Raw genomic sequence first — 24,292 nt, 5'->3', positions numbered from 1 at the left:
ATGCAGGTAACCAGAAAAGATGAAATTTTATTCATTCTGAACTTTTACCGTGTGTGTATAACGATTAAGCTAAAGGGCTGGCTTTAGCCAGTCCCAGCGAACGAAGTGAGTGATTTGAGCGCCTTGTTAGATGCCCCTCGCAGTCTGAACCGCCTCTTTCAGTTGTCCATCAAAGAATTCTGTATCATCCCGTTCCTCGAAAATTAGCCGACGCTCCGCCTCGGCAAGAACCTCTGAGATCGCGATACCTTGCGTCAAAAACGTAGCAATCATTAGATCAGATAGTTCTGGTATGGGCACATCCCAAGCGGACTTACATCGCTCCATTAAGCTAGTTGTAGCATCTCCAGACCAAGGGCCTGCGATATTCAAGACGGTTTGAGGCTTATTCATATCAATATCTAACGTTTGGTTAAGGGGCGGGCTTTAGCCCGTCCCAGTGAGCGAAGCGAACGATTTGAACCAGTTGTTAGAGGCTGCCAGCGATAAGTTTTGCCTTCTGTAACGCAGCTAACACTTTTTGTCGTTTACCGGTACTCACCAAGCCTGGCGGAAGGCGCTCAAACCATTTTTGCCAATAATGCTCAAGACCATTATTGTATTCTCTAGTACTTGGATGTGTTTTTTTAGAGAAGTATGAGATTGCTTCTTGAAGCTGGGGCTCAGATAAGAACTGAAATGTAAATGAGCAGACCTCGACGCAAAGGACTTTCTTAGGTAAAAGGTTGTTTCTCTTCTCAGGCAACACACCTCCAACGTGAGAGGTGCTCATGAAGTCCGCGTGCTGCTTCGGGTTGAATAGCTCAAGCCATACACTAGCCATGGAAAGCCTCTAACGTTTGGTTAAGGGGCGGGCTTTAGCCCGTCCCAGTGAGCGAAGCGAGCGTTTTGAACCACTAGTTAGGCGGTGTGCAAACCATCGCTATTCTTCCAATATAACGCTGATTCGTACTGGAACGAAACCACAAAGTTAGCATCCGTTTTGGTTGCAATGTGCTTTACAAAACGCTCTAGATCACCAAACGCAGAGTAGCCTTCTGGCTCCGGCCCTTTTATTCGTATGTAACAACGAATTGCTACAGGGAAATTCATGCCTTTAGTGTCTTCCGCGTATAGCGTGTGGTCATCTAGTTCGCACGCGGCGCTCACTGATAATCCTGATTCGAAAATTCCTTCGGCCGTATGGTTATCACTGTTTCTATCCAGTGCGCCGAGTTCTTTCAATGCCGTAGAGACAGTGGTTATTGAAAGTCGCTCATCGGCTTCAAGGTGAATGTCGAGACTCATTTTGTAGCCTAACGTTTGGTTAAGGGGCGGGCTTTAGCCCGTCCCAGTGAGCGCAGCGAACGATTTGAACCACTAGTTAGAGGCTGCACAGGTAGTTCTGTTGTTCAATGTGCCAAGACTCAGGATATGGCTGATGATCTTGTTGCTCTGACGTCGTGTATTCGCCTAACTCGTTGAACTGATAGTAAATTTGCATGGCTTCAAAATGAGAGTTTGCAAAAAATAGCCAGATACAGACGCTACCAGGTTCATTTAGCTCGCGTGCGGAATTACCTGCGGGCCCAAAGGGAATACAAGATGGTAGTAGCTCCCCATCGTCACTTGGACATAGCCAGATTTCGTGGATGTAGCCGCGAAAACTCATTGTTGCCTCTAACGTTTGGTTAAGGGGCGGGCTTTAGCCCGTCCCAGCGAGCGGAGCGAGCGATTTGAACCAGTTGTTACGCATTAAGCAACTCGGGATCAAACCATACGTCTTCGAAATTATTGCCGTCAATCTGAAAGCGGTAACCGGCAGGTAGATCAAGATAGCCGGCCACCTCTGGGAGATAGCTGTCGATGTGCTCTATATGCAACGGAGAAAAGAAATCGTCAGCGTCGGACATCTCGGCGCCGCACCATATGTACCAGCCATTAGTGCCATTCTCTGGTTTATGCCTCAGTCCGTTAATTGGAAGCTGTCCCAAGGTGCTTAGAGCCATTCCAAGTTTTGACCCGCTCTCTGGTTTTTGAGGGGCAACATTCTTCTATTCGCAGATGGTCTGTTCCTTCAGGATTTTCACGGTACTACTCCGAAGGTGCATAACTATTAATTAGGCGACACGGCTGTCGCGTTTGCCCACGACAGCTGTCGCATAACCTTCCTTGTCGTCCTGCAAATCCTTGTCTGGCCTGAAGATGCTCGCGGCAAACGCGACAGCACTCTGGGAGAAACGCGACATGGATGACGGCAAGCCCAAGCTGCTGATCGACTGCGTCAGCAGATTCACGCTCGAAACTAGTCCATCCATAGCGAGCCTGTCCATGCTGGCTGGGCAAAATGCCATTGCGCCTACATCGCTATCAGTATCCGCTTGGAAGGGCAGGGATTGAGGTATCCCCTTGCCACCCACAGAATCTGTTAACAGCGCTGTGGATAACCTTTGCAAAAGCGCTTCGCGCCTAGCATTCAAGCGGGCCAGGGCAGGCCGTTCAGTTTTTGCCCAATGACGCTTTGCTGGTGTTATCGCCACACGCTATATCGCGATGAATCAATAAGTTGCGATGATTTTTCAACCGCCTGGCAAGGCGGAGACTTGTTACCTGGCGTCGTGCACAGAATCTGGGGAAAGTGCTGTGGATAAGATGCGGGAAAACTCGTCCGGGCCAGGTGGGGCAAGGGCTGCGTGGGGATGGTGATTTTTCGTTCGGTGTCGCGCGGCGGTCACGTTATGCGGCTATAGTGGCCGGTCGATTTTGTCCACCGATGGAGCCCTTCGATGTCCGAGTCCCCTGAGCGTCCCGCCCCGGTCAGTTTGCTGCAAGCCTTCTGGTTCTGGTTGAAGCTGGGGTTGATCAGTTTCGGTGGGCCGGCGGGGCAGATTTCGATCATGCATCAGGAGCTGGTGGAGAAGCGCCGCTGGTTGTCCGAGCGGCGCTTTCTGCATGCGCTGAATTACTGCATGTTGCTGCCCGGGCCGGAGGCGCAGCAGTTGGCCACCTATATCGGCTGGCTGATGCACCGAACCTGGGGCGGGGTGATCGCCGGGGTGCTGTTCGTGCTGCCGTCGCTGCTGATTCTAGTCGCGCTGTCCTGGGTCTATCTGGTGTTCGGTGACGTGCCGCTGGTGGCCGGGATCTTCTACGGCATCAAGCCGGCGGTGACCGCCATCGTGGTGCAGGCGGCCTGGCGCATTGGCGGTCGGGCGCTGAAGAATCGCTGGCTGTGGGCCATCGCGGCGGCGGCCTTCGTGGCCATCTTCGTGCTGCAGCTGCCGTTCCCGCTGATCGTGCTCGGTGCGGCGCTGCTCGGTTACATCGGCGGGCAGTTGGCGCCGCAGCATTTCGCCGTCGGCGGCGGCCACGGTGCGGCGGACAAGTCCTATGGCGCGGCGCTGATCGAGGACGATACCCGCCTGGCGCATACCCGCTTCCGCCTGCCGCGCCTGGCGCTGATCCTGCTGGTGGGCGCTGCGCTGTGGCTGCTGCCCATGGGCTTGCTGACCCTGGCGTTCGGCTGGGACGGCAGCCTGACGCAGATGGGCTGGTTCTTCACCAAGGCGGCGTTGCTGACCTTCGGCGGTGCTTATGCGGTGCTGCCCTATGTCTATCAGGGCGCGGTCGGCTACTACGGCTGGCTGACGCCGACGCAGATGATCGATGGTCTGGCCCTGGGCGAGACCACACCGGGGCCGCTGATCATGGTGGTGGCCTTCGTCGCCTTCGTTGGCGCCTATGGGCAGCCGGTGTTCGGTGGCGATTCGGCCTTCGCCAGTGGCGCGCTGGCAGCCTGCCTGGTCACCTGGTTCACCTTCCTGCCGTCGTTCTTGTTCATCCTCGCCGGCGGGCCGCTGGTGGAGTCGACCCATGGCGAGCTGAAGTTCACCGCGCCGCTGACCGGCATCACCGCCGCCGTGGTGGGGGTGATCCTCAACCTGGCGCTGTTCTTCGGGTACCACGTGTTGTGGCCGGAGGGCTTCGCCGGCACGTTTGACTGGGTATCGGCGTTGATCGCCAGCGGGGCGGCGTTGGCCCTGTTCAAGTTCAAGCGCGGGGTGATCGAGACCATCGTCGGGTGCGCCGCGGTGGGGCTGGCGGCGCACCTGCTGCTATAGCGTCAGCGCCAGGCGCAGACGGTCGCGGTGTTGCAGGCCGTTCTCGAACAGGGGCTCGGGGTAGTGGGTGAGGAAGTAATCCGGCTCCACCGCCACCACGCGAAAGCCGGCGCGCTGGTAGAAGGTCAGCTGGTGGCCGAAGCTGCCGGTGCCCAGTTCCAGGCGTTTGGCGCCGAGCTGCCGGGCCTGGTCGATGGCGTGGCGCAGCAGCAGGGCGCCGATGCCCCGGCCCTGATGCTCGGGCGCTACGGCGATATTCATCAGCTCCCAGGTCTCGGCGCCCAGCGCCTTGAGCAGATAGACGCCGACGGTCGCTTCGCCCAGGCGTGCCACCACGCAATGGCAGTCGTGCAGGTAGCCGGCGATGAGCTCTGTGCTGGGGTCGGCTTCCAGCAGAAGGTGCAGCGGCGCCTGAACGCTGGGGATGCTGTGCAGGCTGGGATTGGGCATGGGGCGGCTCCATCCGTATTGCGTAAATAGCTTTAAGTTATAAATAAATTTTTATTTATTCTTTTTGTTTCGTTTCGTTCCTGAGCATAGTGGGCACCACGCAAGCCACTGCCAAGGAGCATCTTCATGACCATCCGCCTGGGCGACATCGCCCCTGACTTCGAACAGGATTCCAGCGAAGGCCGCATTCGCTTCCACGAGTGGCTGGGTGACAGCTGGGGCATCCTCTTCTCCCACCCGGCCGACTTCACGCCGGTGTGCACCACCGAGCTGGGCTTCACCGCCAAGCTGAAGGATGAATTCGCCAAGCGCGGCGTCAAGGCCATCGCCCTGTCGGTCGACCCGGTGGATTCGCACCTGAAATGGATCGACGACATCAACGAGACGCAGAACACCGCGGTCAATTTCCCGATCATCGCCGATGCCGACCGCAAGGTGTCCGACCTCTACGACCTGATCCACCCGAACGCCAACGACACCCTGACCGTGCGTTCGCTGTTCGTCATCGACCCGAACAAGAAGGTGCGCCTGACCATCACCTATCCAGCCAGCACCGGGCGCAATTTCCACGAGATCCTTCGCGTGGTCGACTCGCTGCAGCTGACCGACAACTACAAGGTCGCCACTCCGGCCAACTGGCAGGACGGTGAAGAGGTGGTGATCGTGCCGTCGCTCAAAGACGAAGCCGAGATCGCCCAGCGCTTCCCCAAGGGCTACCGCGCGGTCAAACCCTACCTGCGCCTGACGCCGCAACCGAATCGCTAAGGACTGACCATGCATGTCGTATTGCTCACCGGCAGCCCAGCGGCGCGTTCGCGCACCGAAGTGCTGCTGGACCATGTACGCCAGCGCCTGGAGGCGCAGCAGGTGGAAGTGAGCCTGCTGCGGGTGCGCGATTTTGCCGCCGAGGATCTGCTGCATGCGCGCTTCGACAGCCCGGCTGTCCGCCAGCTGCAGGCCGTGGTGGCCAGCGCCGATGGCCTGGTGGTTGGCACGCCGGTGTACAAGGCATCGTTCACCGGCGCGCTGAAGGTGCTGCTCGATCTGCTGCCCGAGCGCGCCCTGGCGCACAAGGTGGTGCTGCCGCTGGCCAGTGGTGGCAGCCCGGCGCACCTGTTGGCGGTGGACTACGCCCTCAAGCCGGTGCTGGCTGCGCTGAAGGCGCAGGAGATGCTCAGCGGCGTGTTCGCCGTGGACAAGCAGATCGCCTACCCGGAAGGGGACAGGCCTGCGCAGATCGACGACGAGCTGCGCGAGCGCCTCGACGAGGCACTGGAACAACTGACCGCCGCCCTGGCGCGGCGGCCGCAACCGATCGACCCGAACGTATTGAACGACCGGCTGGTGAACGCCCGCTGGAGCATCTGAACCACCCGTAACACCCCGCCTTACTCGCCCGCCAACGGGCAAGCAGGCCCACACTCAACTTGCAAAGGAGGTCGCCATGGGCGCCAACACTTTGCGTCGGAGTCTGGTCGCCCTGTTTGCCGCGGCCATTTCCTTCGGCGCCATCACTCAAGCACAGGCCGCTTCTGATAACGAAAGCGTGTTGCGGATCGGCTATCAGAAGTACGGCACCCTGGTGCTGCTCAAATCCAGCGGTGCGCTGGAAAAACGCCTGGCCGAACAGGGCGTCAAGGTGCAGTGGACCGAGTTCCCGGCGGGCCCGCAGCTGCTCGAAGGGCTCAACGTGGGCTCCATCGACTTCGGCACCACGGGCGAGACGCCGCCGGTATTCGCCCAGGCAGCCGGCGCCGATCTGCTCTACGTGGCCTTCGAGCCGCCGGCGCCGCTCAGCGAGGCGATTCTGCTGCCCAAGGATTCGCCGATCGAAACGGTGGCCGAACTCAAGGGCAAGAAGGTCGCCCTGAACAAGGGCTCCAACGTGCATTACCTGCTGGTGCGCGCGTTGGAGGAAGCCGGCCTGAGCATCAGCGATATCACCCCCGTGTACCTGCCGCCTGCCGATGCCCGCGCCGCGTTCGAGCGTGGCAGCGTCGACGCCTGGGTGATCTGGGACCCCTTCCAGGCGGCCGCCGAACAGCAGCTGCAGGCCCGTACCCTGCGCGACGGCCAGGGCCTGGTGAGCAACCACCAGTTCTACCTGGCCGCGCGTCCCTTCGCCGAAAAGCACCCCGAGGTAGTGGTCGCCCTGGTGGACGAGATTCGCAAGACCGGCGAGTGGACTCGCGCCAACGTCGACGAAGCCACCGCCCAGGTTGCGCCGCTGCTGGGTCTGTCTCCCGAGATCACCCGTACCGCGGTGCAGCGGCAGAGCTACGGCGCGCAGCTGATCACCGCCGACGTGGTGAGTGCGCAGCAGAAGATCGCCGACACCTTCAGCGATCTGAAGCTGATCCCCAAGCGCCTGAGCATTACCGAGGTGATCTGGCGGCAGCCGGCCAAGGTTGCCCAGGCCCAGTAACCCGTAGCCCGGATGCGATCCGGGACAGCTGCACGGTATTCCCGGATTGCATCCGGGCTACGTCAACGCTTTCGCAAAAGGAGACCACTCCATGAGCCTCAATATCTTCTGGTTCCTGCCTACCCATGGCGATGGCAAGTACCTGGGCACCGCCGAAGGCGCCCGCGCCGTCGACCACGGCTACCTGGCGCAGATAGCCCAGGCCGCCGACCGCCTCGGTTACAGCGGCGTGCTGATTCCCACCGGGCGTTCCTGCGAGGACTCCTGGCTGGTGGCGGCCTCGCTGATCCCGGTGACGCAGAACCTGAAGTTTCTCGTCGCGCTGCGCCCGGGGATCATTTCGCCGACCGTGGCTGCGCGCCAGGCGGCGACCCTGGATCGCCTGTCCAACGGCCGTGCGCTGTTCAACCTGGTGACCGGCGGCGATCCGGACGAGCTGGCCGGCGACGGTCTGCACCTGTCGCATGCCGAACGCTACGAGGCGTCGGTCGAATTCACCCGTATCTGGCGCCGCGTGCTGGAAGGCGAAACCGTCGACTACGACGGCAAGCACATCCAGGTGAAGGGCGCCAAGCTGCTCTATCCGCCGATCCAGCAGCCGCGTCCGCCGCTGTATTTCGGTGGCTCCTCCGACGCGGCGCAGGACCTGGCCGCCGAGCAGGTCGAGCTGTACCTGACCTGGGGCGAGCCGCCGGCTGCGGTGGCCGAGAAGATCGCCCAGGTGCGTGAAAAGGCGGCCAAGCAGGGGCGTGAAGTGCGCTTCGGCATTCGCCTGCACGTGATCGTGCGCGAGACCAATGAGGAGGCCTGGGCTGCGGCGGATCGCCTGATCAGCCATCTGGACCAGGACACCATCGACCGCGCCCAGGCCTCGCTGGCGCGCTTCGACTCGGTCGGCCAGCAGCGCATGGCCGCCCTGCACGGCGGCAAGACCGACAACCTGGAAGTGTCGCCGAACCTCTGGGCCGGTGTCGGCCTGGTGCGCGGCGGCGCCGGCACCGCCCTGGTCGGCGACGGCCCGACCGTGGCGGCGCGGGTCAGGGAGTACGCGGAGCTCGGCATCGACACCTTCATCTTTTCCGGCTACCCGCATCTGGAGGAGTCGTACCGCGTCGCCGAGCTGCTCTTCCCGCACCTGGATGTGGCCGCGCCTGCGCGCCCGGAGAGTCGCGGTTATGTCAGCCCGTTCGGCGAAATGATCTCCAGCGACATTCTGCCGAAGGCGGCTGCGGCGAGTTGAGGTAAGCGCGGATGAAGGTTTTCCCGGATTGCATCCGGGCTACGGACCTGATCGTAGGGTGCGCCATGCGCACCGCGATTGCCTGCGGTCCCACTGGTGCGCATGGCGCACCCTACGGATCGATGCTCAGGCTCTCCCATTGATGGGGGAGGCTGGGGGGAGAGGGGCTTTCTCAGCCAGTAGCCCGGATGCAATCCGGGGAATACAGACGCTACAAGGTTTTCGAGGCAACCATGAGCAACACGACCCTTAACAAACTGGCCCTGCGCGCTGCGCCCTGGGCCTTGCCGCTGGGGCTGCTGGCCGCCTGGCAGCTGGCGGTGGCCAGTGGCTGGCTGTCCAGTCGCATTCTGCCGGCGCCCAGTGCGGTGCTGGCCGCCGGCTGGGCGCTGCTGGCCTCCGGGGAAATCTGGCAGCACCTGGCGATCAGCGGCCAGCGCGCCGGCATCGGCTTCGCCATCGGCGGCGGTATCGGCCTGCTGCTGGGCTTTATCACCGGCCTGTCGAAATGGGGCGAGCGCTTTCTCGACAGCTCGGTGCAGATGATCCGCAACGTGCCGCATCTGGCGCTGATCCCGCTGGTGATCCTCTGGTTCGGCATCGACGAGGCGGCCAAGGTGTTCCTGGTCGCGCTCGGCACCCTGTTCCCCATCTACCTCAATACCTACCACGGCATCCGCAACGTCGACCCGGCGCTGGTGGAGATGGCGCGCAGCTATGGCCTGTCCGGCTTCTCGCTGTTCCGTCAGGTGATCCTGCCCGGTGCGCTGCCGTCGATCCTGGTCGGCGTGCGATTCGCCCTGGGTTTCATGTGGCTGACCCTGATCGCCGCCGAGACCATCTCCGCCAGCAGCGGCATCGGCTACCTGGCGATGAACGCCCGCGAGTTCCTGCAGACCGACGTGGTGGTGCTGGCGATCCTGCTCTATGCGCTGCTCGGCAAGCTGGCGGACGTCGCGGCCAGGGGCCTGGAGCGTGTGTGGCTGCGCTGGCACCCGGCCTACCAGGCCAAGGCAGGTGGCCAATGACTGCACTGCACAGCATCCGCCAGGGCATCCCCCTGGTAATCGAGAGGATCGAGAAATCCTTCGGTGAGCGTCGGGTGCTCAAGGGCATCGACCTGCATATCCCGGCTGGCCAGTTCGTCGCCGTGGTCGGCCGCAGCGGCTGCGGCAAGAGCACGCTGCTGCGCCTGCTGGCCGGGCTGGATCAGCCCAGCGGCGGCCAGTTGCTGGCCGGCAGCGGCTCGCTCAACGCGGTGCGCGAGGACATTCGCCTGATGTTCCAGGATGCGCGCCTGCTGCCCTGGAAGCGGGTGATCGACAACGTCGGCCTGGGCCTTTCCGGCAACTGGCGCCAGCAGGCTGAGGAAGCGCTGGCCGCGGTCGGCCTGGCGGACCGCGCAGGTGAGTGGCCGGCGGCGCTGTCCGGCGGGCAGAAGCAGCGCGTGGCCCTGGCCCGCGCGCTGATCCATCGGCCGCGCCTGCTGCTGCTCGACGAACCGCTGGGCGCGCTGGATGCGCTGACGCGGATCGAGATGCAGCAACTGATCGAGCGCCTGTGGCAGCAGCATGGTTTCACCGTGCTGCTGGTCACTCACGACGTCGCCGAGGCGGTGGCCGTGGCGGACCGGGTGATCCTCATCGAGCACGGCCAGATCGGCCTCGACCTCGATGTGCAACTGATTCGTCCGCGTCCGCATGGCTCGCCGCTGCTGGCGGCGCTGGAAGCGCGCGTGCTCGACCGGGTGCTGGCGCAGCCGGAGCTGCCGACGCCGCCCGACCCCGTATCACCCCTGCCCACGCAATTGCGTTGGGCGCTGTGAGGCCGTAGCCCGGATGCCATCCGGGTGCGGTTATGCAATTTCCCCGGATTGCATCCGGGCTACATCAGTGGACCATCAGGAGAAACACCATGACCATAAAAGCCATCAACGTGCGTAACCAGTTCAAGGGCAGCATCAAGGAGATCGTTATCGGCGACGTGCTCTCGGAAATCGACGTGCAGACCGCCGCCGGCATCGTCACCTCGGTGATCACCACCCGTTCCGTGCGCGAGCTGGAACTGCAGGTCGGCAGCGAAGTGATCGCCTTCGTCAAATCCACCGAGGTGTCCATCGCCAAGCTCTGATCCCCTCGCGCCGCCCCGGTCGGCCTGATCGGGGCAGGGCGCCTTTCCCTTCGCCTGTGCGGCGACATGCCTTATCCTTGCCGACCCATACGGCCGAGCCTTTTCTGCAGGTTCAGTTATAAACAGATAAGAAAAAGATATTTTTCGGCTATATATCTTTTCTGCAGAATCGAGCCATCAAAACGCCTGCGTGCAGGCCCTCCGTCGATAAGGAAGCCTCAGATGCTGAAGAAGATCGTTCTGGCCACCGTGGCCAGCGCCACCCTGCTGACTGGCTCGCTGAGCCATGCCGCCGCCGATACCCCATTCCACAACGCCTCCTACGACATCGCCCGCGAACTGTTCGGCGAGATCAACCCGCTGTTCGTCGAGCACTGGAAGCAGCAGAGCGGCAAGGAAGTGAAGATCATCCAGTCCTTCGCCGGCACCTCGCGCCAGGCGCAGGACATCATTCAGGGCAAGAAGGTCGACGTGGTCACCTTCAACCAGGTGACCGACGTGGACATCCTGGCCAAGCGCAAGCTGCTGCGCGAGGACTGGGCCCAGCAGTTCCCCAACAACAGCTCGCCGTACTACAGCACCACCGCCTTCCTGGTGCGCGAAGGCAACCCGAAGAACATCAAGAGCTGGGACGACCTGATTCGCGATGACGTGAAGCTGGTGTTCCCCAACCCGAAAACCTCCGGCAACGCCCGCTACAGCTACCTGGGCGCCTGGCTGTTCGCCAACGAGAAGTTCAACGGCGACGAGGAGAAGATCAAGGCCTTCGTCGGCAAGCTGCTGAAGAACGTCGAGAACTTCCCCACCGGCGGCCGTGGCGCCACCGTGGCCTTCGCCCAGAACGGTCAGGGCGACGTGCTGCTGACCTTCGAGTCGGAAGTGATCAACATCGCCAAGGGTGACGAGTTCAAGTCCGCCAACCTGGAAATCGTGGTGCCGGAAGTCAGCGTGCTGGCCGAGTTCCCGGTGGCCATCGTCGACAAGGTGGCCGACGAGCGCGGCACCCGCGAGCAGGCCAAGGCCTTCCTCGACTTCCAGTACAGCAAGGACATCCAGCAGCTGCTGACCCGTTACAACTACCGCGTGCACCACCCGGAAGTGGTCGAGGCGACCAAGGCGCAGTTCGCGCCGGTGCGTCTGATCAACCCGACCAAGCTGCTGGGCAGCTGGGACGAGATCACCGCCAAGCACTTCGACAACGGTGGTATCCTCGACCAGCTTCTGGCTGCCGGTCGCTGACCGGGACGCAAGGCGGGTGTAGCCCGCCTTGGTGTTACGCCACAGATCAGCTGTCGGTCGGACTGCTTTCGTAGGGTGCGCCTTGCGCACCAGGTACGCACCGTAGCCTTCACGGTGCGCGCAGCGACCCTAGCGCAAAGCACCCGACCCCATGTCGGCATTTGATCCGTGTTGTGACACCGGGCAAGCCTGGTATTGGTCCGTTGGCCGCCTTATTGGCGGCCAACTGCATTTGTAGAGCCGAGCTTCTTTCGTGAGTAAACCGACGCTGTTCTTCCTGCAGACCCCGCTGCTGCCAGGTTTCGGCCTGAGCTTCGGCGTCAGCGTGCTGTACCTGTCGCTGGTGATCCTGCTGCCGTTATCGGCGCTGCTGCTGTACGTCAGCGACATGACCTGGGCGCAGTACTGGTTCGCCATCAGCGATCCGCGTGTGGTGCAGAGCTACAAGGTGACCGTCTCGGCGGCGCTCTACTCGACCCTGGCGGTTCTGTTGATCGGCCTGTTGCTGGCCTGGATCATCACCCGCTACGACTTTCCCGGTCGGCGCATCGTCGATGCGCTGGTCGACCTGCCGTTCGCTCTGCCGACTTCGGTGGCCGGCCTGACCCTGGCGGCGTTGCTGGTGCCCAATGGCTGGATCGGTCAGTGGCTGGGCTTCAAGGTGGCCTACGCCTACGCCGGCATCATCGTGGCCATGGTCTTCACCAGCCTGCCGTTCGTGGTGCGTACCGTGCAGCCGGTGTTGCAGGATCTCGGCGCGGAATACGAGGAGGCCGCGCGCACCCTCGGCGCCAGTCGCCTGCAGATCTTCCGCCACGTGGTGCTGCCGACCCTGACCCCGGCGCTGGTCACCGGTGGTTCGCAGGCCTTCATCCGCAGCCTCGGCGAGTTCGGCGCGGTGATCATGATCGCCGGCAACATCCCCTTCCAGACGGAGGTCAGCTCGCTGATGATTTTCGTCCGTCTGCAGGAATTCAATTACCCGGCGGCCGCAGCCATCGCTTCGGTGATCCTGCTCGCGTCGCTGATCCTCCTGTTCGCCCTGCAGGTGCTGCAGGGCCGCATCTTCGCGTGGCAGCGGCAAGGTCGATGAAGAAACCTCAAGGTTGGCGCCAATGGGCGCTGGTAACGCTCGGTCTGACGCTGGTGGCACTGGTGCTGCTGGTGCCGCTGGCGCTGATCTTCAGCAAGGCCCTGGCCGGTGGTCTCGATCTGCTGTGGAGCAACCTGAACGAAGACTACATGCGCCACGCCATCGGCCTGACCCTGCTGGTGGCGGTGATCACCGTGCCGCTGAACCTGTGCTTCGGCATCTGCCTGGCCTGGTGCGTGACCCATTACGACTTTCGCGGGCGCAAGCTGCTGACCACCCTGATCGACATTCCCTACGCGGTGTCGCCGGTGGTCGCCGGCCTCTGCTACCTGGTGGTCTACGGCCTGGAGAGCTTCATCGGCCGCTGGTTCTACGATAACGGCATGCAGCTGATGTTCGCCTGGCCGGGCATCGTCATGGTCACGGTGTTCGTTACCGCGCCCTACGTGGCGCGCATCCTGATTCCGGTGATGCAGGCCCAGGGCCAGGACGAGGAAGTGGCCGCCATGTGCCTGGGCGCCAGCGGCTGGCAGATCTTCCGCCGCATCACCCTGCCGAAGATCAAGTGGGCGCTGCTGTACGGCGTGGTGGTGACCAATGCGCGGGCGGTGGGCGAGTTCGGCGCGGTATCGGTGGTGTCCGGCAGCATCATCAACCAGACCCTGACCCTGCCGCTGCTGGTCGATCAGCTCAACAACGACTACAAGCCCGCCGCGGCGTTCACCGCTGCCGGCCTGCTGGCGTGCATGGCGCTGCTCACCCTGTTCCTGAAAACCTTCATGGAGTGGCGTCAGCGCCAGCTGATGCAACGCGCCGAGGCCTGATCGCCGTCATGCAGGCGCCCGCTTGCGGGCTCCTGCGACGATGTCGATGGTCTGCCGCAATCAATCGTCCGCGATCTGCACCTGATTGCGGCCGCCATGCTTGGCCGCATACAACGCCTTGTCGGCGCGCTCGCGCAGTTGCTCGGCGTTGCTGTGCACGTCGGTGCCGGCAATGCCGGCGCTGAGGGAGCAGGAGAATTCGCCGCCATCGGCGATGAAGCGCAGCTCGGCGAAGCGCTCGCGAATCTCGTCGAGGATCATCCGCGCCTGCTGCGGCGTGCAGTCCGGCAGCACGGCGAGAAACTCCTCGCCGCCGTAACGCCCCAGGCTGTCGACGCGGCGCAGGCGCTGACGCAGCAGGTTGGCCAGGGCGCGGATGACGTTGTCGCCGGCGGCATGGCCATGTTCGTCATTGACCCGCTTGAAGTGATCGATATCCAGCATCACCACGCTGGCGCGCGCGCCGCTGCGCAAGGCGCGCTCCAGTTCGATGGCCACCTGCTCCTTGATATCGCCGTGCTTGAGCAGGCCGGTGAGGCTGTCGCGGGACAGGGCATCGGACAGCAGGCGGGCGCGCTGCGCGCGGGAGAACACCGCGGCGACCAGGGCGTTGTCGGAAATCGGTTTGGTGACGAAATCGTCGCCGGCCTTGATCAGCGCGCTCATCTGTTTGGCGATGTCGGTTTCCGCCGACAGGTAGATGATCGGGATGCGCAGCCAGTCGTCATTGCAGCGGATGATCTGCGCCAGCTCGGGGCCGGTGCAGTCCGGCATGTTGACGTCGAGCAGCATCACCTCCGGATTGAAGTCGCGCAGGTGCTCGAAGATCTGCGCCGGATCGCGCAATACCTCCACCAGCATGCCGGCGCCGCGCAACACCAGGCTGTAGCGGCTGGCCAGGTCCAGGTCGTCGTCGACGATCAGCACCCGGTAGGGCTCGCCCTGCTGCTGGGCGAAGCAGCGCTCCAGCCGGCTTTCCAGCTGGGGAATGTCCACCGGCTTGGCGAAGAAGCCCTGGGCGCCGGCCCGCACCGCCTGCAACTGGGTGGCGAAGTCGTTCTGCTCGGTCAGCACCAGCAGCGGCAGGGGCGCTTCCAGACGCTGCTGCAGGCGTGCGGCATAGTCCAGGCCGCTGCAGTCCTCGCTCGCCAGATTGACGTCGACGATCAGCGCGTCCGGCAGCTGCAGCAGCAGGGCGGCGTCGAGTGCGGCGATGGTGCTGAAGTGTTCGGCCTGATAGCCGAAGTTGCTCAGGGTCAGGCGCATGCTTTCGCCGACGGCGATCTCGTCCTCGAGGATGTAGATGAGGCGCGTATCGACGTCGGTACGGGCCGCCGGCTGCAGCGCTGTCTGTGGCTCGCCCTGGCTGGTCGTGCCGGCCGACTGGCTGCCAAGCTGCTGCAATGCGGCAATGAAGGCGTCGAGATCCTGCTGCTGCCGCAACTGACGTTCCAGCCACAGCTCGGCCTGCTGCTCCAGTTCGCGCGCCTGCTGGCCGAGCGTGTCGAAGCCGAAGGTGCCGGCGCTGCCGGCCAGGCGGTGCAACTGATCGCGCAGTGCCCGCAGCAACTGTCGGCGCTGCTCGTCGCTCGCCTCCGGCAGCTGTTGGGCCTGCTGGGCGAGCTGCGGCAGCTCCTGGCGCAGGCGTTCGGCGAACTGCTCGCCGAGCTGGTGCAGATGCTGCTGCAGGGACTGGGGAATGCCGTTGCCTTCGCGTTTATCCATGGCGCTGGCTCCAGATCTGCCGGACCTGGGCGGCTAGCTGCATGGGGTCGAACGGCTTCACGATCACGTCGAGCGCGCCCAGGCTGCGGTAGTGGGCGACTTCGCCGGGCTGCACCTTGGCGGTCATGAAGGCCACCGGCACCTCGTCGATGTCGATCAGCTCGCGCAGCTTCTCCAGGGTCTGGGGGCCATCCATGCCCGGCATCATCACGTCGAGCAGGATGAAATCGGGAGCGAAGCCCTGCACCTGATCGAGCGCTTCCTGGCCGCTCGAGCAGCTCAGTACCTGGAATCCGCCAACGGCTTCGAGGGCAACCTTGGCCACGGCCTGGATCGAAGGGTCATCCTCGACGTGGAGGATACGCTTGAGGTCAGTCATGGCCGGTCTCCTTGGCAGGTAGCAGGCGGGTGAGCGTGTGCAGGAAGTGTTGCCCATCATTGCGTGATTTGGCCAGCGCGGCGCTCACGCCGGCGAGTTGGCGGCCGTCCAGCTCGCTGGCCGAGAGCACCGCCACCGGTAGACGCGGGCGCTGGCGCTGCAGTTCGTCGACCAGTTCCAGACCGTTGCCGTCGGGCAGGCCGAGGTCGAGCAGGACCAGATCGAAGCGCTGTTCGGCGAGCAGGCGACGCGCTTCGGCCAGGCTCTCGGCGGGGACGAACTCGGCCAGCTCGCGCCCCTGTTCGGCGACGACCAGACGCAGGTCGTGGTCGTCTTCGACATGCAGCACGCGCGGGCTGTGCGGCAGGTGTTGCAGGGCCTGGGCGAGACTGCCGAGCAGGCGCTGGGGATCAATCGGCTTGCTCAGCCAGTCCAGTGCCGGCACACCCTCGAGCGCCAGGCGACCTTCCTCGCAGGCGGCCGATACCACCAGAATCGGCAGGTCGCGGTAGCGCTCGTCGGCGCGCAGTTCCTGCACCAGCTGCAGGCCGTCGCCGTCCGGCAGACGCAGGTCCAGGCTTATGGCCGCCGGCGTTTCCTCGTGCAGGCGGGCGCGCGCCTCGGCCAGGCTGTGGGCCAGGCGCACACGGTAGCCGGCATCTTCGAGCAACTGGCGCAGCAGGGCGGCGATGTCCGGCTCGTCCTCCACCACCAGCAGGCTGGGGCGGCCATCGCCCGGCTCGCTGCGGCCGGCCTCGAGCAGAAGCGGCAGCTCGAACCAGAAGGTGCTGCCCTGACCGACCACCGAGTCGAAGCCGATCTGCCCGCCCATGCGCTCGATCAGTTCCTTGCTGATCGCCAGGCCCAGGCCGGTGCCGCCTTTCTCGCGGCTGTCGCTGGCGTCGGCCTGGGAGAACTTGGCGAAGATGCGATCACGGAAGGCGGCGGCGATGCCCGAACCCTGGTCGCTGACCTCGACTCGCACGCGGGTGCCACGGCGCTCGGCGCGCAGCAGCACTTCACCGGCCGGTGGCGAGTACTTCACGGCATTGGAAATGAAGTTGGCCAGCACCTGTTGCAGGCGCATGTTATCGACCCGTACGCGCACCGGCGGGCAGTCGAGCAGGCGCAGCTGCACCTGGCGCTGGGCGGCGTAGGCCTGGTTGCTGGCCAGCGCCTCCTCGAGCTGGCCGGCGAGTTCGCAGGGCTGCAGATCGAACTGCATCTTGCCGGCTTCCAGCTTGTCCATGTCCAGCAGGTCGTTGATCAGATGGCTGAGGCGCTGGCTGTTGGCCTGGGCGATGCTCAGCATCTGGCGCATGCCTTCCGGCACCACGCCGAGGGCGCCGCCGTTGATCAGGCCGAGCGAGCCGGCGATGGCGGTCAGGGGCGTGCGCAGCTCGTGACTGACGGTGGAGACGAACTCGCTCTTCAGCCGTTCGATGCGCTTGACCTCGCTCTGGTCCATGGCGGTACCGGTGATGCGCAGCGGGTAGCTGCTGGCGTCGCGCTGGATGTAGCCACGCAGCAGGATCGGCAGCACCTGGCCGTCCGCGCAGAGCAGGCGGCATTCCAGGGTGAAGTTGCTGATGCCTTCGCGCAGCACCTGTTTCACCTGCGCGCGGGTGGCCGGCAGGTCTTCCGGGTGCACCAGCTGCTCCCAGCTCAGCGGATCGTCGGCAAAGCCGGGCGGGCCCTGCTCGGGGTAGCCGAGCATCTGCCAGCCGCGCGCCGAGGCGAAGAAGCTGCCGGCCTGGACGTCGATGTCCCACCAGCCGTCGTTGCTGCCCTTGAGGGCCAGGGCCAGGCGCTCTTCGCTGCGGTGCAGCTGCTCGGTGATGCGCTCGGCCAGTTGCTGGACCTGCTCACGGCGCAGGCTGAGGCTGCTGATCAGGAAGAACAGCAGCAGGCTGATGCAGATGCCGAGGGCCAGCAGCGAGCCCTCGCCGCGATGGGCAGCGTCGAGAAAACCCGGGGCGTAGTAGAAGTTCAGGTGCCACTGCTGACCGAACATGTCCAGCTGCCGCTGGGTATCGACCGGCGTGTCGAGGATGCTGTCACTGCTGCTGTAGAGCAGGTTGACGGTGCTGGTATCGGGGCTGGCGTAGAGGGCGAACTCCAGGTCACGTTGGCGCGCACCGAGGATGCCGTGCATCAGATCGTGGGTGCGGTAGGGGCTGTAGGCAAAACCACGCAGCGCGGCCAGGCGCTGCTCGGGCGTGTCCAGTGGCTGCCCGGGCTGGTACACCGGGGTGTACAGCAGCAGGCCAGGCTGCACCTTGCCGTGGGTTTCCTGAACCAGGGTGACACGGCCGGACAGACGGCTCTGGCCGCTGCGGGCGGCGCTCAGCATGGCCGCCTGGCGCACTGGCTCGGACAGCATGTCGAAGCCGAAGGCGGCCAGGTTGCGCCCGGCGAACGGCTCGATAAAGCGGATGGCGCTGTACAGCGCGCGCTGGCCCAGCGGGCGCACGCGGAAGTTGGGATAGCCCTCGGTGCGTAGCTCGGTTTCGAAGGCATGCAATTGCTCGGCGGGCAGCACCTGGCTGAACCCCAGGCCCTGGATGCCCGGGTAGCGTTCCTGCAGATTCAGGCGGCGGGCATAGGTGCGCCAGTCATCGCGGCTGACGTGCTCGCTGGCGTCGAGCATTGCGGCGGCTCCCAGCAGAATGCTTTCCTGGTCATGCATGCGCTGGACGATGGCCTCGCTGATTTCGTCGGCGAGCAGTTCGAGCTGGCGCGTGGCGGACGCGGTCTGGCTCTGGCGCAGACCGTCCCAGGCCAGCAGGGTCGCGCCCAGCGCCAGCGCCAGCACGCCCCAGGCCAGCAGATTGGCGCGGCTGAACAACTGTCCGAGCAGTTGCAGGCGTAGCGTGATGCTGTCGCTCATGGCTGCCCCCCGGCCAATGGCAGCTCGAACCAGAAGGTGCTGCCCTGACCCTCCTGCGAGTCGAAGCCGATCCGCCCGCCCATGCGCTCGATCAGCTCCTTGCTGATCGCCAGACCCAGGCCGGTGCCGCCCTGCTGGCGGGTGTCCCCGGCGTCGGCCTGGGCGAACTTGCTGAAGATGCGCGGCTTGAAGCTGGTCGGGATGCCCAGGCCCTGGTCGCGCACGCTGATTCTGACCCAGCCGTCGCGCAGTGCGGCGGACAGTTCGACAGGCTGGCCGGGGCTGGAGAACTTGGCGGCGTTGGCCAGCAGGTTGGCCAGTACCTGCTCGACGCGCTTGGCATCGGCCAGTACCTGGCAGTCGCTGCCGGCCAGCAGCTGCAGCCGGACCTGCTGGCGTTCGGCATACGGCTGGTTGTCGTGCAGCGCCTGCTGCAGCAGGGGGCGCAGGGCCAGCGGCTGCAGATCGAAACGCATCTTGCCGGCGACCAGCTTGTCCATGTCCAGCAGGTCGTCGATCAGGTGGCGCAGGCGCTGGCTGTTGCTCTGCGCGATTTCCAGCATCTGCTGCATGTTCTCCGGTACCGCGCCGAGGGCGCCGCCGTTGATCAGGCCCAGCGAACCGGCGATGGCGGTGAGCGGGGTGCGCAGCTCGTGGCTGACGGTGGAGACGAATTCGTTCTGCAGCTGCTCGCCGCGTTTGCGTTCGCTGATATCGCTGATGAAACCGTGCCAGAGAACTTCGCCGCCTGGCAGTCGCTGCGGCGCGGCGCGCCCCTCGACCCAGATCAAGCCCCGCTCGGGATGCAGCACGCGGTACTCCTGGTGCCAGGTGGCCAGGCGCTGCGCCGAGTCGGCGATGGCCTCGCGTACTGGCGCGATGTCCTCCGGGTGCAGGCGGGCGAATGCCGAGGCCGCGTCCTGGCAGACCTCCTCCGGCGTGCAGCCGTAGATGTCGCGGATACCGGCGCTGGAATAGGGGAAGCAGCTGCTGCCGTCGGCGCGCAACAGGTACTGGTAGACCATGCCCGGCAGTTGTGCGGCGATGCGCTGCAGGCGCTGGCGGGCCTCGTCGCGCTGGCTGAGGTCGTTGGCCACCAGCAGGTAGCCCTGCAGTGCCTGGCCCTCGGCGCGGATCGGCGAGAGATTCAGGCGCACCGGCAGGCTCTGCCCGTGGCGCGGGCGCAACCGTCCCTCGGCGCTCTGCGGGCCCTTGGCGCAGGCCAGGCACAGGCGCTCGAACTGGCCGGGTTCCTCCAGCAGTTGCGGCAGGTGCTGTTCGTTCAGCGCCTCGGCCGAATAGCCCAGCAACTGCCGGGCCTCGGGATTGCTGCGCTGAACCCGGCCCTGCGGGTCGAGCACCAGCACCGCGCTGCCGGCGTTGTCCAGCATGGCCTGATGCATGGCGCTCTGCTCGGCCTGGCGGCGCGCCTGCAGGCGCAGTTCGAACAGCTCGCCGGTGAGCTGGGCCAGGTGTCGCAGTTGCTGGCGCTGGTGCTCGTCGAGCTGGCGTGGACGGCGGTCGATCACGCACAGGGTGCCCAGGGCCAGGCCCTGGCCATCGTGCAGCGGCATGCCGGCATAGAAGCGGATGCTGGGGTCGGAGGTGACCAGCGGATTGTCGCGAAAACGTGCGTCATCCAGGGCGTTGCCCACTTCCAGCAGGGCATCGGCATGCACGGCGTGGGCGCAGAAGGCCAGCTCGCGGGCGGTCTGCTCGGCATCCAGGCCGACCCGGCTCTTGAACCACTGGCGTTGGGCATCGACCAGCGAGATCAGGGCAATGGGCGTTTCGCAGATTTGCGCAGCCAGTGCGGTGATGTGATCGAACATCGCCTCGGCCGGGGTGTCGAGCAGTTCCAGGGCGTGCAGGGCTGCCAGGCGTTGCTGTTCGTTGCTGGGGATGGGGGCTTGGCTCATCACGCACTCCCTGTGATCGGTAGTTCGAACCAGAAGGTAGCACCTTGACCGGGCGAGGAGTCGAAACCGATGTGTCCGCCCATGCGCTCGATGATTTCCTTGCAGATCGCCAGACCCAGGCCGGTGCCGCCCTGTTGCCGGGTGTCGCCGGAGTCGGCCTGGGAAAACTTGCTGAAGATGCGCGGCTTGAACGCTTCCGGTATGCCGGGGCCGCTGTCCGTCACGCTGACGCGCAGTACCTCGCCGCCATGCTGCAGGCGCACGTCGACGCAGGCGCCCGGCGGCGAGAACTTGGCGGCATTGGACAGCAGGTTGGCCATCACCTGCGCCAGGCGCTGGGCGTCGACCCGCACCTGGGCATCGTCCTCGACCTGCAGGCGCAGCTCGACCTGATGCTGCTCGGCATAGGGCTGATTGTGCAGCAGCGCCTGTTCCAGCAGCGGTTGCAGTGTCCGCGCCTGCAGGTCGAAATGCATCTTGCCGGCCACCAGCTTGTCCATGTCCAGCAGGTCGTTGATCAGCGCGCTGAGGCGCTGGCTGTTGCTGTGGGCGATGGCCAGCATCTGCCGCATGTTGTCGGGAACGGCACCGAGGGCGCCGCCATTGATCAGACCGAGCGAGCCGGCGATGGCGGTGAGCGGGGTGCGTAGCTCGTGGCTGACGGTGGAGACGAACTCGTTCTTCATCAGTTCGATGCGCTTGCGCTCGGCGATGTCGCGAATCACCGCGATGAAGCGCCGCTGGCCCTGGTGGCTGATCTGCGACACGGCCAGCTCCATGGCGAAGCGCTCGCCGTTCTGGCGCATGCCCTCGAGCTCGCGCGCCTGCCCTATGACCCAGGCCTCGCCAGTGCGCAGGTAACGCTGGATGTAGCCGTCATGGGCGCTGCGGTAGGGCTCCGGCATCAGCAGGCGCACGTTGTGTCCGGCCACCTCGCTCTGGCGGTAGCCGAATATGGCTTCGGCGGCGTGGTTGAAGGTCTCGATACGGCCCTGTTCGTCGATGGTGACGATGGCGTCGAGCACGTTGTCGAGCAGGGTGCTGAGGTAGTGTTCGCGCTCGCGTACCGCGCGTTCGGCGGCGACGCGGTCGCTGAAGTCCTGGATCTGCGAGACGAAATGCACCGGGCGCCCCTCGCTGTCGCGTACCAGCGACACGCTGAGCAGGACCCACAGGATGCGCCCCTGCTTGTCCAGGTAGCGCTTCTCCATCTGGTAGGCGTTGATCCGTCCGGCCAGCAGGTCCTCCATGTTCTGTCGGTCGGCATCCAGGTCATCGGGATGGGTGACCTGCTGGTAGGTGCAGGCCAGCAGCTCTTCGCGGCTGTAGCCGAGCATGCGGCACAGCTCGTCGTTGGCTTCCAGCCAGCGGCCGTCCGGGCCGACCAGTGCCATGCCCTGGGGCGCGGTGTTGAAGGCGTTGAGAAAGCGCTGCTGGCTCAGCCGCAGCTCGTCCTCCATGGCCTGGCGTTCGCTGATGTCCCAGATGAAGCCGTCGACCCACAGCAGATGGCCCTGGCCGTCGTACTCGCCACGGCCCTTCTCGCGCACCCAGACGTTATGACCGTCGGCATGGCGCAGGCGGTAGGTGAGCTCGAAGCTCTCCTGGCGCTCGATGGCCTCGCCGGCACGGAAGGTAATGGCCAGGTCGTCGGGATGAACGATGCTGGAAAAGCTGCGTACGCGGTTGTCGATGAAGTCGCTGGCTGGGTAGCCGCAGAGGTTGCGGATCTCGTCGCTGACGTAGCGCATGCTCCATTGGCTATCGTTGGCGCAGCGGTACACCACGCCGGGCAGGTTGGCCACCAGGCCGCGGAAGCGGCTTTCGCTCTTCTGCAACGCGCGGGTGGTCTGCAGCAGCTCGCTGATGTCGCTGGCGATACCGAGAAAGCCGGTGATCTGACCGTTCTCGTCGAATATGGCACTGACGGTGAGGTTGACCTGGCGCAGGCCGCCGTCCTTGTGGCGGTAGGTCCACTGGCGGGTTTCCGGCTCGCCGCCGCGGGCGTTGTGCACGAAGACTTCGAAGCCCTCCACCGCGTGGCCGCTGGCCTCGCTCAGCTCGACGGCACGGGCCTGGACTTCTTCCTCAAGGTGGATGATCGCCGGCGTCTGGCGCCCGATCATCTCTGCGGCGCCGTAGCCCAGCAGGCGTTCGGCGCCGGAATTGAACAGGCTGATGGTGCCGCTTGTGTCGGTGGCGATGATCGACACCCCGGTGGCCGAGTCCAGTACCGCCTGCAGGTAGGCGCGTGCCGCGCGTACGGCGCGTTCCTGCTGCTGGCGCTCCAGAATGGCGCCGACCCAGCGGGCGAACAGACCGAGAAAGTCGCGGTCAGCGGCGTCGAACGGCCGCCTGCGTGGCTCCGGGTTGGCGAAGGCCAGGGTGCCGAAGGGTTTGCCGGCCACGCGCACGGCGGTGCCGATGTAGCTTTCCAGGGCGAACTGGCGATAGCAGGGATGGCGTCGATGCGGCGAGTCGGCCATGTGGGTGATGGCCAGTGCCTCGTCCTGCTGCAGCGCCAGGCTGCAGTAGGTATCACCCAGCTCGAATTGCTGGCCATCGCTCAGCGCGCCGTCGGGGGAGACCTGCACCACTACCTGGTATCGCTCGCCTTCGATGCGGCTGATGATGCCCAGCGGCATGCCGAAATGCTCGGCGCCCAGACGCAGTGCCTGGCGCAGTTGCTCGGTGCGGCTCAGGCTGGGTAGCGCGGCGATCTCGTTGAGCGCACGCAGCGCGGCCTGCTGGCGCTGCATCAGGCGCTGGGTGCTGCGCTGGGTGCTGCGCAACAGGCCCAGCAGCAGGGCCTCGGCACCGCACCAGGCGAGCAGCCACTTGATCACCAGCCAGCGCTTGTCGCGCCGGTGCACGTTGTACTGGTCGCTGATGTCATGCCAGATCAGGGCCACCGCCAGCGGCTCGTCGCTCCGCTGGTGAGCCTGGCGGTAGCTGCTGAGCGCCACCTGATTGACCAGGTAGTGGCGCTCGCCGTCGTCCAGCAGGCGTACGCTGTCGCCCTCCTCGGGCGCGGGCAGCCGCCGTTGCTCTTGCCAGGCCAGCACCTGCTGCCGCGAGTAGTCCATCAGCTGCCAGCGCTGGGCATCACTGGCCAGGCCGCGCAACTCTTCGCCGCTGCCCGAGCCCAGCAGGAGATCTTCGCGCAGCAGCAGGGCCACCCCGCTGTTGAACTCGCGGTCCAGCTGGGCAAGGTTCTCCAGCACGCCCATGGCCACCTCGATGGCTCCGACCTGCTCGGCGCCATGCTTGCCTTCGGCCAACAAAGGGGCAATGGCGCGCATGCCGATGCTGCCGCGGGTCAGGCCCAGGCCGGCCTGGCTGCTGGCGCTGCGCAGCGCTTCCTGCACCATGGGGCGCCAGCCGATCTGCAAGTCGCCGAAGTGTTCGGGCTCGTGTACCCGCAGCAGCACCTTGATGTCCGGCGCCAGATGCACGTACAGGCGAAACGGCTGGTGCGCCTGCAGGTTGCGCCAGCGTGGCGCCAGGCGGGTGTAAAGCTGGCTGCGAATGCTGGCCAGACCTTCCAGGTCGCTCGCCGGCAGGGCGTGGGCCTGGCGCACCAGTTCGGTGACCCAGGCGTCGGCGGCAATGGTTTCGGCGAGTAGCTGCGTGCGCTCCTGCAGCCCGTGCTGGGTGCTGTTCAGGGCCATGCGCTGAATGTCCGCCTGCTTGCCCATCTGCAGTTGCCAGAGGGCTTCGCGCTCGTTGAGCGCCTGGCGTCCCAGAAAGGCGAAGAACAGGGCCAGGCACAGACTGCCGCCAATGACTATCCAGCGACCGGCGTCCCGGCGGCCGGCGTCCCAGCGGCTGAACAGCCATTGCCCAAACCAGCGGTGGCTCAGCCTCGGAGTCATGCG

The 24,292-nt window shown here is 64.7% G+C and carries 21 protein-coding genes; 11 read left to right on the top strand and 10 right to left on the bottom strand.

The window, feature by feature from the left end:
- Positions 1–469: 469 nt before the first annotated feature.
- The 4 genes from L1F06_RS23375 to L1F06_RS23360 form a co-directional block, all read right to left on the bottom strand.
- Positions 470–772, bottom strand: a complete 303-nt coding sequence (locus tag L1F06_RS23375) for a hypothetical protein (protein WP_129484129.1) — start codon at positions 770–772, stop codon at positions 470–472.
- 128 nt (positions 773–900) lie between these two features.
- Positions 901–1,287, bottom strand: coding sequence for a hypothetical protein (locus L1F06_RS23370; protein WP_129484130.1), 387 nt, complete (start codon positions 1,285–1,287; stop codon positions 901–903).
- A 440-nt stretch (positions 1,288–1,727) separates the two neighbouring features.
- A complete protein-coding gene (locus L1F06_RS25050) occupies positions 1,728–1,988 on the bottom strand; it encodes an immunity protein Imm33 domain-containing protein (protein WP_435301308.1) in 261 nt (86 codons plus the stop codon).
- A 111-nt stretch (positions 1,989–2,099) separates the two neighbouring features.
- Positions 2,100–2,276, bottom strand: a complete 177-nt coding sequence (locus tag L1F06_RS23360) for a hypothetical protein (protein WP_157786536.1) — start codon at positions 2,274–2,276, stop codon at positions 2,100–2,102.
- A 489-nt stretch (positions 2,277–2,765) separates the two neighbouring features.
- On the opposite strand from L1F06_RS23360, the gene chrA reads away from it, so the two are divergent.
- The gene (chrA, locus tag L1F06_RS23355; protein WP_129484132.1) at positions 2,766–4,100 is read left to right on the top strand and encodes a chromate efflux transporter; all 1,335 of its coding nucleotides are present in this window, start codon (positions 2,766–2,768) and stop codon (positions 4,098–4,100) included.
- Here the strand turns inward: chrA and L1F06_RS23350 are convergent.
- A complete protein-coding gene (locus tag L1F06_RS23350; RefSeq protein ID WP_129484134.1) occupies positions 4,095–4,550 on the bottom strand; it encodes a GNAT family N-acetyltransferase in 456 nt (151 codons plus the stop codon). The genes chrA and L1F06_RS23350 overlap by 6 nt on opposite strands.
- A 126-nt stretch (positions 4,551–4,676) precedes the next feature.
- Here L1F06_RS23350 and L1F06_RS23345 point away from each other — a divergent pair, with 126 nt between their 5' ends.
- The 10 genes from L1F06_RS23345 (at position 4,677) to cysW (ending at position 13,501) form a co-directional block, all read left to right on the top strand.
- The gene (locus L1F06_RS23345; protein ID WP_012020099.1) at positions 4,677–5,315 is read left to right on the top strand and encodes a peroxiredoxin; all 639 of its coding nucleotides are present in this window, start codon (positions 4,677–4,679) and stop codon (positions 5,313–5,315) included.
- Positions 5,316–5,324: 9 nt separating this feature from the next.
- The gene (ssuE, locus tag L1F06_RS23340) at positions 5,325–5,918 is read left to right on the top strand and encodes an NADPH-dependent FMN reductase (protein ID WP_129484136.1); all 594 of its coding nucleotides are present in this window, start codon (positions 5,325–5,327) and stop codon (positions 5,916–5,918) included.
- Between the two features lie 76 nt (positions 5,919–5,994).
- Positions 5,995–6,975 (top strand): sulfonate ABC transporter substrate-binding protein, encoded by a 981-nt coding sequence (locus L1F06_RS23335; RefSeq protein WP_129484138.1) that lies wholly within the window; start codon positions 5,995–5,997, stop codon positions 6,973–6,975.
- Between the two features lie 91 nt (positions 6,976–7,066).
- Positions 7,067–8,215, top strand: a complete 1,149-nt coding sequence (gene ssuD / locus L1F06_RS23330) for an FMNH2-dependent alkanesulfonate monooxygenase (protein ID WP_129484140.1) — start codon at positions 7,067–7,069, stop codon at positions 8,213–8,215.
- 233 nt (positions 8,216–8,448) lie between these two features.
- Positions 8,449–9,243, top strand: coding sequence for an aliphatic sulfonate ABC transporter permease SsuC (gene ssuC / locus L1F06_RS23325; protein WP_129484141.1), 795 nt, complete (start codon positions 8,449–8,451; stop codon positions 9,241–9,243).
- A complete protein-coding gene (gene ssuB, locus L1F06_RS23320; protein ID WP_129484142.1) occupies positions 9,240–10,040 on the top strand; it encodes an aliphatic sulfonates ABC transporter ATP-binding protein in 801 nt (266 codons plus the stop codon). The genes ssuC and ssuB overlap by 4 nt, the downstream gene beginning before the upstream one ends.
- A gap of 89 nt (positions 10,041–10,129) precedes the next feature.
- Positions 10,130–10,345: a TOBE domain-containing protein gene (locus L1F06_RS23315; RefSeq protein WP_003242436.1), complete on the top strand. Its 216-nt coding sequence runs from the start codon at positions 10,130–10,132 to the stop codon at positions 10,343–10,345.
- 222 nt (positions 10,346–10,567) lie between these two features.
- Positions 10,568–11,584, top strand: coding sequence for a thiosulfate ABC transporter substrate-binding protein CysP (cysP, locus tag L1F06_RS23310; protein WP_129484143.1), 1,017 nt, complete (start codon positions 10,568–10,570; stop codon positions 11,582–11,584).
- A gap of 253 nt (positions 11,585–11,837) precedes the next feature.
- Positions 11,838–12,677 carry a sulfate ABC transporter permease subunit CysT gene (gene cysT, locus L1F06_RS23305; RefSeq protein WP_096825288.1) on the top strand — a complete coding sequence of 280 codons (840 nt, stop codon included), beginning with the start codon at positions 11,838–11,840 and terminating at the stop codon, positions 12,675–12,677.
- Positions 12,674–13,501 carry a sulfate ABC transporter permease subunit CysW gene (cysW, locus tag L1F06_RS23300; protein WP_012020091.1) on the top strand — a complete coding sequence of 276 codons (828 nt, stop codon included), beginning with the start codon at positions 12,674–12,676 and terminating at the stop codon, positions 13,499–13,501. The genes cysT and cysW overlap by 4 nt, the downstream gene beginning before the upstream one ends.
- A gap of 60 nt (positions 13,502–13,561) precedes the next feature.
- On the opposite strand, the gene L1F06_RS23295 is transcribed toward cysW, so the two are convergent.
- Genes L1F06_RS23295 through L1F06_RS23275 form a run of 5 tightly spaced genes read right to left on the bottom strand, consistent with a single transcriptional unit; the run spans position 13,562 to position 24,289 of the window.
- Positions 13,562–15,226, bottom strand: a complete 1,665-nt coding sequence (locus tag L1F06_RS23295; protein WP_129484144.1) for a diguanylate cyclase domain-containing protein — start codon at positions 15,224–15,226, stop codon at positions 13,562–13,564.
- Positions 15,219–15,605 carry a response regulator gene (locus L1F06_RS23290; protein WP_003242430.1) on the bottom strand — a complete coding sequence of 129 codons (387 nt, stop codon included), beginning with the start codon at positions 15,603–15,605 and terminating at the stop codon, positions 15,219–15,221. Before L1F06_RS23290 ends, L1F06_RS23295 begins: the two co-directional genes overlap by 8 nt.
- Positions 15,598–18,495, bottom strand: a complete 2,898-nt coding sequence (locus tag L1F06_RS23285) for a CHASE domain-containing protein (RefSeq protein WP_129484145.1) — start codon at positions 18,493–18,495, stop codon at positions 15,598–15,600. The genes L1F06_RS23290 and L1F06_RS23285 overlap by 8 nt, the downstream gene beginning before the upstream one ends.
- Complete coding sequence (locus L1F06_RS23280; RefSeq protein ID WP_129484146.1) at positions 18,492–20,414, bottom strand: ATP-binding protein; 1,923 nt, start codon at positions 20,412–20,414, stop codon at positions 18,492–18,494. Before L1F06_RS23280 ends, L1F06_RS23285 begins: the two co-directional genes overlap by 4 nt.
- A complete protein-coding gene (locus L1F06_RS23275; RefSeq protein ID WP_129484147.1) occupies positions 20,414–24,289 on the bottom strand; it encodes a PAS domain S-box protein in 3,876 nt (1,291 codons plus the stop codon). Before L1F06_RS23275 ends, L1F06_RS23280 begins: the two co-directional genes overlap by 1 nt.
- Positions 24,290–24,292 lie beyond the last annotated feature (3 nt).

Origin of the sequence: Pseudomonas hydrolytica, from assembly GCF_021495345.1 — a bacterium.
Taxonomy (GTDB): Bacteria; Pseudomonadota; Gammaproteobacteria; order Pseudomonadales; family Pseudomonadaceae; genus Aquipseudomonas; species Aquipseudomonas hydrolytica.
Note: the sequence above shows the minus strand (reverse complement) of the source record. Positions and strands in the feature narration are given on the sequence as shown.

Excerpts from the sequence above, each read along its gene's own strand:
- ssuC (WP_129484141.1), top strand. The coding sequence starts at position 8,449 with ATGAGCAACACGACCCTTAACAAACTGGCCCTGCGCGCTGCGCCCTGG.
- L1F06_RS23375 (WP_129484129.1), bottom strand. The coding sequence starts at position 772 with ATGAGCACCTCTCACGTTGGAGGTGTGTTGCCTGAGAAGAGAAACAAC.
- L1F06_RS25050 (WP_435301308.1), bottom strand. The coding sequence starts at position 1,988 with ATGGCTCTAAGCACCTTGGGACAGCTTCCAATTAACGGACTGAGGCAT.
- L1F06_RS23345 (WP_012020099.1), top strand. The coding sequence starts at position 4,677 with ATGACCATCCGCCTGGGCGACATCGCCCCTGACTTCGAACAGGATTCC.
- chrA (WP_129484132.1), top strand. The coding sequence starts at position 2,766 with ATGTCCGAGTCCCCTGAGCGTCCCGCCCCGGTCAGTTTGCTGCAAGCC.
- ssuE (WP_129484136.1), top strand. The coding sequence starts at position 5,325 with ATGCATGTCGTATTGCTCACCGGCAGCCCAGCGGCGCGTTCGCGCACC.
- cysP (WP_129484143.1), top strand. The coding sequence starts at position 10,568 with ATGCTGAAGAAGATCGTTCTGGCCACCGTGGCCAGCGCCACCCTGCTG.
- L1F06_RS23370 (WP_129484130.1), bottom strand. The coding sequence starts at position 1,287 with ATGAGTCTCGACATTCACCTTGAAGCCGATGAGCGACTTTCAATAACC.
- L1F06_RS23280 (WP_129484146.1), bottom strand. The coding sequence starts at position 20,414 with ATGAGCCAAGCCCCCATCCCCAGCAACGAACAGCAACGCCTGGCAGCC.
- L1F06_RS23335 (WP_129484138.1), top strand. The coding sequence starts at position 5,995 with ATGGGCGCCAACACTTTGCGTCGGAGTCTGGTCGCCCTGTTTGCCGCG.
- ssuD (WP_129484140.1), top strand. The coding sequence starts at position 7,067 with ATGAGCCTCAATATCTTCTGGTTCCTGCCTACCCATGGCGATGGCAAG.
- cysW (WP_012020091.1), top strand. The coding sequence starts at position 12,674 with ATGAAGAAACCTCAAGGTTGGCGCCAATGGGCGCTGGTAACGCTCGGT.
- L1F06_RS23315 (WP_003242436.1), top strand. The coding sequence starts at position 10,130 with ATGACCATAAAAGCCATCAACGTGCGTAACCAGTTCAAGGGCAGCATC.
- L1F06_RS23295 (WP_129484144.1), bottom strand. The coding sequence starts at position 15,226 with ATGGATAAACGCGAAGGCAACGGCATTCCCCAGTCCCTGCAGCAGCAT.
- L1F06_RS23350 (WP_129484134.1), bottom strand. The coding sequence starts at position 4,550 with ATGCCCAATCCCAGCCTGCACAGCATCCCCAGCGTTCAGGCGCCGCTG.
- ssuB (WP_129484142.1), top strand. The coding sequence starts at position 9,240 with ATGACTGCACTGCACAGCATCCGCCAGGGCATCCCCCTGGTAATCGAG.
- L1F06_RS23275 (WP_129484147.1), bottom strand. The coding sequence starts at position 24,289 with ATGACTCCGAGGCTGAGCCACCGCTGGTTTGGGCAATGGCTGTTCAGC.
- L1F06_RS23290 (WP_003242430.1), bottom strand. The coding sequence starts at position 15,605 with ATGACTGACCTCAAGCGTATCCTCCACGTCGAGGATGACCCTTCGATC.
- L1F06_RS23285 (WP_129484145.1), bottom strand. The coding sequence starts at position 18,495 with ATGAGCGACAGCATCACGCTACGCCTGCAACTGCTCGGACAGTTGTTC.